The following is a 12,653-nucleotide window of genomic DNA, read 5'->3' as shown; positions in this document are numbered from 1 at the left end:
TTTTTCAAGCCCTACCGCTGAAAGCAACGGACAATATAACACATCAACTTCTCCAGAGATAACATTCGCTCCGTCTAATCGCTAGTTAAGCTCAAATGTTATGCTGCTTAGGCTAGGGCATTCATTAAAACACCCTTCGCCAATCCTTTCTACACTGGACGGAAGCCATATAGATTTCAAGGAAGAACAACTATTAAAAGCATAGTTTTCGATTGCCCTCAGTTTTGAGCCTGGTCCAAACGTTACTCTGCTTAGACTAAGGCATTCGTTAAAACATCCTTCGCCAATCCTTTCTACACTGGACGGAAGCCATATAGATCTCAGGAAATGACAATTATAAAAAGTAAGTTCTGAAATCGTTTGCAATTGCGATCCATACTCAAACGTTACATTACTTAGATTGCTGCAGCTATAAAAACACCGATCGTCAATTGTATCTACATTAGATGGAATGCATATGGAGCGCAAGACGCTCCTAACACCAATTGATATATTAGCGCCACTTATTATATACACTCCATAAACATCCCCATCTATACAAATTAAATTTCTAGGATAGCAGGAGCATACTATTGCTTTCGGCATAAAACTAACAACTCCATCTATATCCATTTGATAGCAATTTTTGTCTAAAGAGACATCTAATGTACAATTTGCAATTTCTGGGGAAAGCAGCGTAATTGCTGACGCTATCATTATAACATTTTTCATAATTTCTCCTTATTAAAAATCTAGCGGATATACATATGACATAATATTATATTATTGTCAAATTATTTTTCTTATTTTAAGATTATTATTAAGGCTATATTGGCGATATTTATGGCAAAGTTAAATTGCACAATTTGCTTTGCATCGATTTGATTTGAATGAAAAAAACCCGCTACAGAACGGCAGGGGTGTCTTGTGTAATTAAGCGCGGTGGATGCTGGTTGTCAGTCTTGTTTATAAGCTGACACCAGCTTGCGTTTATATTACATTCCTGGTATAGATGAAGGACACCCCACAACTTCAGTGCCTTCAAGAATAGCATCTGCTTTGATTGTTTTCAGTTTCGAACCGGCCTCAAACGTTATAATGCTTAAGCTGCTGCAGCTATAAAAACACTTCTTACCAATCTTCTCTACGCTAAATGGAATACGTATAGACGTTAGAGAAAAACAGCAATAAAAAGCTTCTCCTCCAATTTTTGCCAATTGTGAGCCAAATTCAAACGTTATATCGCCTAAGTTTTCACATCCACCAAAACATCTCCAGCCGATCATCTGTACGCTGGATGGAAGACACACAGATTTCAGTGAAAAACAATCACTAAAAGCCAAGCCTTCAATCACTGCCAATTTTGAACTCGATTCGAACTTTATGCTGCTTAGATGTTTGCATTTCTCAAAGCATCTTCTCTCCATCTTCTCTACACTGGACGGAATACATATAGATGCCAGAGAAGAACATCTAGAAAATCCAGATTCCAAAATACTAGTCAATTGCGAACCTGCCTCAAACGTTATGATATTTAGATTAACGTATTCATTAAAGCATCCACACATGATCTTCTGTGCATTGGCCGGAATGCATATTTTACAAAAATGATCTTTGTAACAATAATTTCCTGAAGCAATTAAGACTTCCCAAACTATTCCACTTTCACTAACTAGATTTCTGGGGAAGTAGATGGATGCTGTCGTTGTTGGCTTGGCACTAGCATTTCCATCTTTGCCTGATTGGTAAGTAATTCCATCTACGGTAATCAGCTTAAAATCTAAAGCCCGCTTACAATTTGCAACTTCTGGAGCGAGCAGCGTAAAGGCTCGCATACAACATGCAATTTCTGGTATAAGCAGCGTAATTGCTGACGCTATCATTATAATATTTTTCATAATTTCTCCTTATTAAAAGATTAACGGGCTTATATATGACATAATATTATACTTTTGTCAATCTATTTTTTGCTTATTCTAAAACTATTGCTGAAATCGGCCTGGAATCTAGCTTAGCGAGATTAATGTGGTGGCGTAAAGGCAAATATTGACCATATTTATCAGAGGTTCTTTATCGATTGTAAGTTTTTAAATAGATACTCCCTTCGCTTACTATAAAACCTCGCTCGGAGGCTAAAAAAAAGAGCTGCAATTAAACGTTTTGGGTGCGCGGGCGGGCTTTTTTGGCTAAATTTCTGATCTTTTGGAAAATTATTATAAAAAAGTTGTTGGCAGCTACATTGCCAGATGAGGCAATTGGATCTATTACCCCATATAACGCGATAATAAACGCCGTCATAGAGCTGTCAAACCCCAAATACTTTTCCAGCACTGGTACGGTTACCATTATAGTACCGCTTGGCACGCCGCCGCCGGCAAATTTGTTGAGAATAAAGAATAACCCAAACAATACAAAATCATGCACACTTGGCAACGGGTGATTGAAGGCAAGCATAACCATTAATGCCATAATCGGCACAATTATTGTATCGCCAACCATATGAAAATTTAGGGTCATTGGCATGACCGCATCGGCCAGCATTTTATCTTGAGTGTTTTTTTCAGCTGCATTCAAGGACAACGGCAAAGCTGCAGCGCTTGACATAGAGCTGAAGGCTGTGACAATGGCCGGGAATGTTGTTTTAAATATCTCTGCCGCCCGGCCAAGTCTGAACGACGAAGCAGTCAAAAGCCAAAGTCCAAGGTAAGCCCATAAAAATCCACAGGTTATAATGCAAACCTTGGTATTATTTTCGACAAACCCCAGCATTTTGCCTTCTGAAAGTAGTTTCAGCAAAAAGCCTCCGACAAAAATGGGCAAAAGCGGTACAAAAAAATTCTTCATAAACTTCATCACGCAACCGTGCACAAAGTTGATTACGGCGGAGATATAGCGATTGGGACGAAATGAATTAAATAAACCAACAGCTACGCCCAAAAACAAAGATTCTGCAGTTTCTGCGATATGGGGCAGCCTGGCGTCAAAAAACGGCAAAAAAACCGTTGTTGGCTCTGGAATCACGTGTGCCTCAGCGCCCGATAATACTAAGAATCCTACTGTTCCCGACAATAGAACGTTGACAAAGTTTGATAAAAAAACAACTGCCATAAGGCCCAGAACAAAAAGCATGCCGTCTTTTGGTATAGAGGAAAGCGCGACGGCTACAAAGCTGAACAGCAAAAACGGCAGCACAAACACCAGCAACTCTTTTAGGCAAGTACTTATCGTAAGAAAGAAGCGCACAGTATCCGGATGCAGCTTGGTGTAGCACGCTGAAGCAACGATCAGCACCATAATCAGCTGTACTAGCGGATTAAAAACGAGATTCTTTAAGCGCTTAGTTAATTCAAAAGGCATTATGATTATGGTTTTTTAGCTCAGTCGCGCCACCCTAAATGCCCGATGGCCAAAAGTCAATAAAAGGAAAATTTGTCAGTGTTGGGGTAAGAAAATAATTATCTCTGATAAGGAAAGAGCAAGCAAACTTTGCCTCCATCCAACAGTATCGTTGGCCTTCTTTAATCTCAACCCCTTCGTACAGGATCATTTAACCAAATCACCTGATCAGCTAATGCATCGGAGCTGCTCATCTTTCCATTTCTGTTTATTAAGCTCGTTCTAAGGTTTTAAAATTATAAAAGCGGCTGAGTATGAATATGTTCAACCGCTTCAGCAGAGAAATCTAAAAACGATAAAGTCTAAAAGTTATAGGCAGCCAATGCGCGAATTTCAAACTTCCCACAATCCAATTTTATAGCAGCATCCTTATTCTTTAATTCATTTTCTTTCTTGAATGAATAAATCAAATCTAGCCTAACGCTCCAATTCTCATCAAATTTATAGCTGGCACCCGCACCGAGACGCAAAGCCGTTGTACGCCCTGACAGGCTAGCAGTTTCACTTTTATTACCCAAAGTAGCTGCTACAGAACATCCAATTCCCCAGCTCTCAAAACCCAAGAGCCCGTATACCAAAATCGGAGCACTATCAAAGCAATAGCCCAGCTTAAACAAGCCACCAAATGATGCTACAAGTCTTTTGATTTCAATCTTTGCCTCAACATTTACATTGTCTACTTTGCCAGTAATGGTTTTGTCGGCTTTGGATGAGTATTTCAGAGAAATATCAAGCTCTCCGCCAATATATATTTGATTTTCTAGCACTTGCCCATAGCCCGCAATCAATACCAAGCCGAATGCCTTTGGTTTAAAAGTATATTTAGCATCTATACCACTTACCGATTTAGGCTCTACAGAACAAAAATCAGTACCGCCCCCAACACCGGCAAAAAATCCAGAAAACGCACTGCTTTCACCAGAAGCTGCGCCTTCCTGATCTACGACATCATTCGCTTGACAAATACTGGCATGCGTACAAACAAGCCCAGCAGTAAGTAACATCGATAATTTCTTCATAATTACCTCTTTCAATAACTTTAACGAAATCTATTCCCCCATTTAATTTTCGCAAGATATATTCTAGGCAATTTGTGTAATTTGTTTAATTGTGTATCCATTTTGTAACTTTGGAAGATTTTTAAAACCGCGTTAACCATTACGGTGCGCAAAGACTACCGTTGCAAGCAAATTCTGCTACATTGAAGTAAAATGTTTCTGAGACTGCTGTGCCTCAAGTACAATCGCTTAGGTTTCGTAGGGCTTTTATAGCCGCCAGGCACAGCGGAATATTCTGCCAGATGCAGCATTTCACATTGCAAGCGGTTAAGTTCAGTGAATCTGGGGTTGAGGGAACATCTTATATAGGGCTGACTGTCTCAAAGAAAGTAGGGAATGCTGTAAAGCGTAATCGCATAAAAAGGCGTCTGCGCGTGGCAAGTCAACAAGTGATATCTGCGACAGGCATCAGTGGCCAAGCGTACGTTTTTATCGCAAAGCTGAGTGCGATCAATGTGCCTTGGGATGACTTAATAAAACAAGTTGCCGACGCTGTAGATTTTGTAAACCAAAAAATACAGCAAAGGCGTGCTATATGCGAAAATAGTTGACAAAGCCGCGGTTTGCGAGTATAAGCAGAGCCGAATATGTTTTCAGGTGAGACATGAAGGTTGCAAATTCGCTTAAGACCCTCAAAAAGCGGCACAAGAATTGCCAGCTGGTGAAGCGTCGTGGAAGGTTGTATGTCATTAATAAGACTAATCCGCGGTTTAAAGCCAGGCAGGGTTAGATTTGGTTTCGCCTAAGCGGGGCTTAGAGCGGTGTGTTTTGGTTTTTTTCTTTAATGTTATCTCAAAATTTAAATGCAATACTCGATCAACCTGACCTTTCCGGTGTTATGGTTGGTATCGTAAGGTTTTGGGATGTTTGAATAAAAAGGTTTTACATGGTTTCTAGTAATCCAACGGTAGAAGAAAGTTTTGCTGAGTTATTTGAGAAATTTTCGCAGGCTATGCCAGGCGTAGGTTCGGTTCTGGACGGCGTAGTGAAGGGCTTTGATAACGAGTTTGTCTTGATTGATATCGGATGCAAATCAGACGGCAGGGTTCCCTTAAAAGAGTTTTCTCAAGGTAAAGGAGAGGCTGACCTTAAGATCGGCGATACGGTCAAGGTTTATATGGAGCATTACGAAGATCGCAACGGCGACGTTGTGCTTAGTCGTGAAAAAGCCATTCGCGAAGAGTCATGGGTTGATCTTAAAGATGCTTTTACCCAAGGCAAGCAGGTTACCGGGGTTATAACTGGACGAGTCAGGGGTGGGTTTAACGTCGATATAGGCGGAGTTATGGCCTTTCTGCCAGGAAGTCAGGTTGACGTCAGGCCTATGAGGGATGTCACGTCGCTCGTTGGTGTACCTCAGCCTTTTAAAATATTTAAGATGGAGAACATGTATGGAAACATCGTGGTCTCTAGGCGAGCGGTGCTGGAAGAGGAAAATGCCGAAGGCCGCGCAAAGATCGTTTCTAACCTTGATGAAGGCCAGGTTGTCACAGGAATTGTTAAAAACATTACCAACTATGGCGCGTTTGTCGATATAGGCGGTATTGACGGCTTATTGCATAATGGCGATATCGCTTGGAACCGTATTTCTCATCCGTCAGAGGTTTTGGAAATTGGGCAGCGGATTCAGGTAAAAATCATCAAATTTAATCGAGAAACGCAAAGGATTTCCCTTGGTCTTAAGCAGCTTGATAATGATCCATGGGAAGGGATTGAGTCTAAATTCAAATCTGGCGATCGCGTGACGGGTAAAGTTACAAACACCGCCGAGTACGGCATATTCGTTGAGTTGCTGACAGGGGTTGAAGGGCTTGTCTATGTCAATGAAATCAGCTGGAAGAAAAACATCAATCCTCATAAAGTTGCCGCGATTGGGGATAAAATCGAAGTTATCGTACTTGACGTAGATCCAATAAAAAGACGTGTTAGTCTGGGTATCAAGCAACTTGAGCCAAATCCTTGGGAACAAGTTGCCGGTAACTTCCCTGTCGATACTGAATTTGAGGGAGAGGTAACCAACGTCACCAACTTTGGGCTGTTTGTTAAGGTTATGGATGACATAGACGGGATAGTCCGCCTTAACGACCTATCCTGGAGCCGTCCTGGAGAAGAGGCGATCAAAGACTATAAACGTGGAGATACTGTTAAGGTAAAGGTTCTTGAAGTTGACGGCGAAAAGGGAAGAATCTCGCTTGGCGTTAAGCAACTTACTGAAGATCCGTATAAAGGCGCTTTAGACAACCTGAGTCGCGGATCGGTTGTTACTTGCACCGTTCTGAAAACCATAGACGATGGGATCGAAGTAGAATTTAGCGGCGGCATGATTGGCACAATCAAAAAGGCAGAGTTGTCTAAAGATCGTCAAGAGAGGCGTATTGAAAGGTTTACTGTTGGCGAAAAATTCGACGCCAAGATAATTTCGCTTGAAAAGACAGAAAGAAGATTCTTATTATCTGTTCGCGCCCTTGAGATTGAAGAGGAAAAGAAGGCTATGGCGGAATATGGCTCAGTAGACAGCGGCGCTAGCTTGGGCGATATATTAGGCAGCGCAATTAATAAAGCGAAGGATAGTTAGTATATGGTGCTTAAGATGTTTGATTTTAAAGGAGGTAATTAAGGAATGGTTAATTTGATACTGTTGATTATTACGTTTGTGGCTTTATCGCAAAATGCTTACGCTTATCTGGACGGCGGTACGGGAAATATGCTGCTGCAGATTATTTTTGGCGGAATAGCCGGGGCGCTGGCTGTTGTTAAGATCTATTGGCACAAGATAAAAGCCTTATTCAGGAAAAGCGAGCATAAATAGATCTTTACCGTCATTTCCTCACCAAAATATCTCTTGATAAGATTTGAATTGGGTGCGACAGAATCGTTGTGCTGCGCGTTTTATGACGCGGACCAAGGGTGATGTGTTCTGGCGACAGTGGCAATGTGAACCTCGTTTGCCCCTTCGCGTTTTAAGACTTTGGCGCACTCATCAAGTGTTGAACCAGTTGTAAAAACATCGTCTACTAGCAATACAGTTTTGTTACACAGATTGCTTTTATATTTGTGATTCAGCTGGAAAGCGTTTCTGACGTTAGCTCGCCTTTGATTTAAGCCAAGATGCCCTTGCGATTTTGTCATAACAGTTCTTTTAAGAAGATCCAGCACGCAAGGTATACTTGTTTTTGCGCTAACGTCTTTTGCTAACAGGGCGGCTTGGTTGTATTTACGGATTAAAAGCCTGGTCCAATGCAGGAGGACTGGCGCTAAAATTAACGAGCCCTTATCTGCGTTTGCTAATGGCAACTCGAATATAGCGCGTAGCAGCCAGCTGGCCAGCATTTTTCGCAAACTGATATCGTCGCCGTGTTTGAATTTTAATATAAGGTTTTTACCAGTAGCACCGTATACAATAGCGGCCCGAGCGTAATCGAAGTTATGCTTGTTTCGCATGCAGCCCAGACATACTTGATCATCATCACCATAATCCAATGGCAGGCCACAGGCTCTGCAGTAAGGCTTGGTTATAAACTTGACCAGCCGCCAGCAGTCACCGCAAAGTTCGGTGTGCTTTTGGGTTTGAAGCTGAGCTGCGCACAACGCACAAGTCGGGGGAAACAGAATATCGAGGAATTTCTCTTTAACGACCACAAATGTCATTTGTTTTAAGCTTTTGGCAATGGATCGTTCAGCTTATTATCGGTTCTGTCGAGTTCTTTGATGGCAACAAGACTGGGGACAGCCAAAACCATAGTTATCAGATAAAAGGCAACCCAGCCGAAATTGTCGACCAGCATACCTGACAGCGAACGGAAAAACATACCGCACAGCTCATATATCGCCCAAAGTAAGGCAAACTGCGTAGCTGGGTATCCGGTACGGCACAGGCCATAAAGCATCGACATAAAGCCAACCATCATCATGCCGCCAGTCGCGTTTACAATAAAGGTTACCAGGCACAGCAATGGTATGTCATAGCCGACGAAGTATATCAGTATGTAAAGAAACGTGGCGAGCAAATGAGCGGTGCCTGTAAAGAACATAACCCTAAGCAAACCCTGGCTGCGGATAAAAAGGCCGCTTATGAACCCCCCGGCAATTGTGGCGATCATGCCGTAGGCCGTAACGATTTTGGCTATATCGACAGTCGAAAAGCCAAGCTCTAAGTACATTGGCTTAGCCATTTTGTGCGCCATAACGTCGCCGAGTTTAAAAGTGGCAATAATAAACAGAATAAGAAACCATTGCGGATTGCGCTTAAACCCTTTGAATGGACAAATTAAACATTCAAAGATTGTCGATTTAATTGCTAAAAATCTGCGGTTTGACAGACTGTGTTCGAATTTATTTGTAATGAGCGTGAACATACGCCTTTCCCGTGAAATATCGCGTCCAGGCTCTGGCAGCAGAAGTATGGGAATTGTGCTTAGCACTACAATGCATCCCAGTAAAAAATATGTTAAATGCCAACCGAGGTAATATGATAAGTACAAACCGCCGCTGCTGGCTGTAAGCATGCCAAGGCGAAAGCCAAAAGTGACCATGCTGGCACGCGGACCTATTGATTCATTCTCTATGCGATCTACTTGATAGGAATATAGCGCAATGTCCTGGCACCCATAAGCAAGGGCAACAATATTGGCAAATATAGCCAAAGGAACCAGACTTTTAGTCGGGTCGCATAACGATATTCCGCACAGCCCTACGAAAATCATCAGCTGACTTGCCACGACCCAACCTCTTTTCCTTCCAAGTCGACGGGAAAAATAGGGGAAATCGAATTTATCTATGAAGGGAGAGATCAGGAACTTGAACATAAAGGGCCAGTGACAAACCGCAAACATCCCTATCAAGGTATACGATACCCCAGATTGCTTTAGCCAAATGTCCAAGAGGCTTAAAGTCATAAGGAACGGCAGGCCGGCCGCAAATCCGACAAACATCATCGACCATACCTTCGGGCTTAAAAATGACCCTGAGGTGGAAATCTTGGTTTTCAAAAACATCTGAAGGCGATTTTGCACTGCTTTGCCAGAGTAATTAGTCTTTGGATGTATAGGCCGCAAGGCATTCCAAAGTAAAGTGGTATGTTGTTAGGGTATCGCCTTGCGGGTTTTTGTTCTAAAATAAACTGGCTTCTATTTAGGCGCGCAGTTGGTCATGTTCAAGCTAGACGGCAAATCATTATTTAAAAATCAAGGCGATTGCTCGCTTATCGATGAGTCGCTGAAATTTCGCCTTAATGAAGGACTGCCGACTGGGCTTAAAGTTCTGGCAGATGCTGATAAGGCTTGTTCGTTGGCGAAAGATATTGCCCAAAAAATAAACGACGTAAGCAAAGTTGTAATTCTGGCTACCGGCGGGTCAAGCCTTGGGGGACAGGCTGTATGCGCTTTGTCCGCATATCGAAAAAGCCCATCTGCGCCTTCGGTTGAGTTTTGGGAAAATATCGATCCTAAGAAAATAAGTCTGTCTTTAGAGTCTATTGATTTTAATAACACCGCCTTTATCGCAATCAGCAAATCTGGGGAAACACCAGAAATTCTGGCTCAAACGGCTATAGTCATAAGCAGATTTTTGCTAAGTAAAGCTGGCCAAAACGGGCTTTTAAGCAAGCGGTTGTTTGCTGTTACCGAATCAGATCAGTCATCTCTGGCTAAATTGGCCGGTCAACACGCTATCAGCGTTTTCCCCCGTCCAAAGGATGTTGGGGGGAGGTTCTCGGTGTTTTCGATTGTTGGAATACTGCCAACGATTATTGCTGGACTTGATGCAAGCGCCCTATACGATGGAGCCTGGGACACTATTAAAGCTCTACGAGCGCAAGAGGCAGTAGGTCAAAATCTTAAGGCCAGCATTTGCGCTGTTGCTCAAAAACACAGCGCAGCAAAGGAAGAAGCGGGCAAATCAATAAACGCTTTTGTGCTTATGCATTATGGAGATTGTCTGGCATCGTTTGCGCGCTGGTTCGCTCAGCTTTGGGCAGAGAGCTTGGGTAAACAAGGATTTGGCCTTGTACCAATTATCGCTTGTGGAACTGTGGACCAGCACAGTCAGCTGCAGCTTTACCTTGATGGTCCCAATGATAAACTGTTCACTGTTTTAGGCATAAGCGGTAATCACGCAGATCTGCAAATCACCAACTTACCCAAGGACGCAAATGCCGAATATCTGGAAGGGCATGACCTTAGCGCTGTTTTCAGCGCAGCACGTAACGCAACGATTGAGGCACTAGTTCAAGAAGGCAGGCCTTTAAGATATTTGGAAATTCCTGATTTTAACGAGCGTTCGCTGGGCCAATTAATGGCTTATTTTATGTTGGAAGTGGTGATTACAGCTGATATATTGAAGATAGATGCATTTAATCAACCAGCGGTAGAGAAGATTAAGCGTCTTTTAAGAAGCAAATTATCAGCTAAATGCCAGTAGTACGCCTGCCTCAGAACGTTATAAACCAGATAGCCGCCGGCGAGGTAGTAGAGCGACCGGCGTCGGTTATCAAAGAGCTTGTTGAAAATGCCTTGGATTCTGGGGCGGATCAGATTGATATACAAGTACGCAATGCTGGCAAAACGATGATATGCGTACGTGATAATGGCGTTGGTATGGATAAGGAAGATTTGGCTTTATCCGTTGAAAGGCACACAACGTCTAAGCTTGCAAACCTTGACCTAAGCGATATTTCCACTTTTGGATTCCGGGGCGAGGCTTTGGCTACGATAAGCTCGGTATCTAGAATGTCGATCAAGTCTTGGCAGGAAAATTGCGAAAATGGATGGCAGCTTGATATTGCTGGCGGCGAAAGCTTTTCGCTGAATCCGATTACGCATGGGGCCAAAGGAACATACATCGAGGTAAGTGATCTGTTTTTCGCTACGCCAGCAAGGCTGAAATTCCTTAAAAGCAATGCAACTGAACTTGCCCAGTGCGCTGACATATCAAAACGGCTGGCCTTGGCGAACCATAATATCGGGTTTAAGCTGGTGTCTGAAAACTTTGTAAGTTTTGATTTTGCGCGTACTGACAGAATCGAGCAAAGGGTCCAAGACGTTTTGGGCAAACAAGATATCAATGATATGTGCTCGGTTGATTTCGCGTCCAGCGCTTGTAAAATCTCTGGCTTTTGCAGCATTCCAACCGCAAACAGCGCAACCGCCGCACATCAGTATATATTTGTTAATGGTCGCACGATTAAAGATAAATTTCTGACCAGCGCGATCAGTGTGGCTTACCGTGAGTTGATACCAATGGGCAGATATGCTCGATTGGCTTTATTTATCGAGATTGATCCCGATGACCTTGACGTTAATGTGCATCCAGCAAAAACCGAAGTTAGGTTTAGGCGCAGTAACGATGTGAGGGATACTGTAGTGCGGGCTCTTAAGTCGGCAATATCCCCATACTCAAGCCAAACCTCGCCGTCGTTGGGACATGAATTTATAGACAGAATAGTAAAAAAAACCGTCTCCAACGTTTCGCACATAAACGACAGAAGAAGCGCTGATTTTAAATACAACACTCCTTCACCCAGAAGCTTTGCTTTAAACGATGTATCGATTGATGAAGCGACGGTTTGTAGTGGCAATGTTGCTCTCAAAACTAAGGCTGCTGCGCAAGAAGCGCATAATGAAGGTTTATTCTCTGACGCATTATCTGCACCGCTTGGCAGTGTGCTGGGACAATTGTTTGGTCGCTATATACTTGCGCAAACAGAAGACGCTTTGGTCATAGTAGATCAACATGCCGTGCATGAACGCCTTCTTTACGAAAGGTTTAAAGATAAGCGGCACCTGAACGTACAACAATTGCTGACACCAGAGGTTATTGAGACAGAAAGTGAGCTGGTTGCCCTTGTAGAAGAGAACAAATCGGAATTGGCGGCCTTGGGCCTTGGCATTGAAAAACTAGACGAAAACCACTTGGCAGTGCGTTATATGCCGGCAGATACTGTAAGTGACGTCAAGGTGCTAGTAAACGACATTTTGGTAATAATTAAAGACGAAAAAAACGAATCGTTCGATCAAGTCTTGCAGGAGAAGATTTTACGTAAGCTAGCAACATTGGCCTGCCATTCAAGCATAAAAGGCGGTCAGTATCTATCCGCCGAGCGTATGAATATAATACTAAGGTCAATCGGCTCTAACAGAAACATGGGGCAGTGTAATCATGGGCGTCCCAGCTTTGTGAAGATTTTTTCGCAAGATATAGAAAGGCTGTTCCTGCGCCAGTGAT

General features: G+C 42.8%; 12 protein-coding genes. 6 read left to right on the top strand and 6 right to left on the bottom strand.

Features of this window, described 5'->3' with window-relative positions:
• Positions 1 to 81 precede the first annotated feature (81 nt).
• The 4 genes from LBL30_01565 to LBL30_01550 form a co-directional block, all read right to left on the bottom strand.
• Positions 82 to 711 (bottom strand): leucine-rich repeat domain-containing protein, encoded by a 630-nt coding sequence (locus tag LBL30_01565; GenBank protein ID MDR1031795.1) that lies wholly within the window; start codon positions 709 to 711, stop codon positions 82 to 84.
• 263 nt (positions 712 to 974) lie between these two features.
• Positions 975 to 1,877: a leucine-rich repeat domain-containing protein gene (locus LBL30_01560; GenBank protein ID MDR1031794.1), complete on the bottom strand. Its 903-nt coding sequence runs from the start codon at positions 1,875 to 1,877 to the stop codon at positions 975 to 977.
• Positions 1,878 to 2,130: 253 nt separating this feature from the next.
• Positions 2,131 to 3,336 carry a dicarboxylate/amino acid:cation symporter gene (locus LBL30_01555; protein MDR1031793.1) on the bottom strand — a complete coding sequence of 402 codons (1,206 nt, stop codon included), beginning with the start codon at positions 3,334 to 3,336 and terminating at the stop codon, positions 2,131 to 2,133.
• A gap of 341 nt (positions 3,337 to 3,677) precedes the next feature.
• On the bottom strand, positions 3,678 to 4,394 hold the full coding sequence (locus LBL30_01550; protein MDR1031792.1) for an outer membrane beta-barrel protein: 717 nt from the start codon (positions 4,392 to 4,394) through the stop codon (positions 3,678 to 3,680).
• Positions 4,395 to 4,603: 209 nt separating this feature from the next.
• On the opposite strand from LBL30_01550, the gene rnpA reads away from it, so the two are divergent.
• The 4 genes from rnpA to LBL30_01530 all read left to right on the top strand — a co-directional run bounded on the left by rnpA (position 4,604) and on the right by LBL30_01530 (position 7,242).
• Positions 4,604 to 4,984 (top strand): ribonuclease P protein component, encoded by a 381-nt coding sequence (rnpA, locus tag LBL30_01545; GenBank protein ID MDR1031791.1) that lies wholly within the window; start codon positions 4,604 to 4,606, stop codon positions 4,982 to 4,984.
• 53 nt (positions 4,985 to 5,037) lie between these two features.
• A complete protein-coding gene (ykgO, locus tag LBL30_01540) occupies positions 5,038 to 5,163 on the top strand; it encodes a type B 50S ribosomal protein L36 (protein ID MDR1031790.1) in 126 nt (41 codons plus the stop codon).
• A 156-nt stretch (positions 5,164 to 5,319) separates the two neighbouring features.
• Positions 5,320 to 7,008, top strand: a complete 1,689-nt coding sequence (locus LBL30_01535; GenBank protein MDR1031789.1) for a 30S ribosomal protein S1 — start codon at positions 5,320 to 5,322, stop codon at positions 7,006 to 7,008.
• Positions 7,009 to 7,053: 45 nt separating this feature from the next.
• Entirely contained in the window at positions 7,054 to 7,242 is a 189-nt protein-coding gene (locus LBL30_01530; protein MDR1031788.1) for a hypothetical protein, read from the top strand.
• Positions 7,243 to 7,322: 80 nt separating this feature from the next.
• On the opposite strand, the gene LBL30_01525 is transcribed toward LBL30_01530, so the two are convergent.
• Together LBL30_01525 and LBL30_01520 are read right to left on the bottom strand one after the other, a co-directional pair.
• The gene (locus LBL30_01525) at positions 7,323 to 8,081 is read right to left on the bottom strand and encodes a ComF family protein (GenBank protein MDR1031787.1); all 759 of its coding nucleotides are present in this window, start codon (positions 8,079 to 8,081) and stop codon (positions 7,323 to 7,325) included.
• A 5-nt stretch (positions 8,082 to 8,086) separates the two neighbouring features.
• Entirely contained in the window at positions 8,087 to 9,445 is a 1,359-nt protein-coding gene (locus tag LBL30_01520; protein ID MDR1031786.1) for an MFS transporter, read from the bottom strand.
• Positions 9,446 to 9,581: 136 nt separating this feature from the next.
• Here LBL30_01520 and LBL30_01515 point away from each other — a divergent pair, with 136 nt between their 5' ends.
• Together LBL30_01515 and mutL are read left to right on the top strand one after the other, a co-directional pair.
• On the top strand, positions 9,582 to 10,850 hold the full coding sequence (locus LBL30_01515) for a hypothetical protein (protein MDR1031785.1): 1,269 nt from the start codon (positions 9,582 to 9,584) through the stop codon (positions 10,848 to 10,850).
• Entirely contained in the window at positions 10,841 to 12,652 is a 1,812-nt protein-coding gene (gene mutL / locus LBL30_01510) for a DNA mismatch repair endonuclease MutL (protein ID MDR1031784.1), read from the top strand. Before LBL30_01515 ends, mutL begins: the two co-directional genes overlap by 10 nt.
• The last annotated feature ends 1 nt before the right edge of the window (position 12,653 follow it).

The organism is Holosporales bacterium (assembly GCA_031263535.1).
GTDB lineage: Bacteria > Pseudomonadota > Alphaproteobacteria > UBA3830 > JAIRWN01 > JAIRWN01.
Note: the sequence above shows the minus strand (reverse complement) of the source record. Positions and strands in the feature narration are given on the sequence as shown.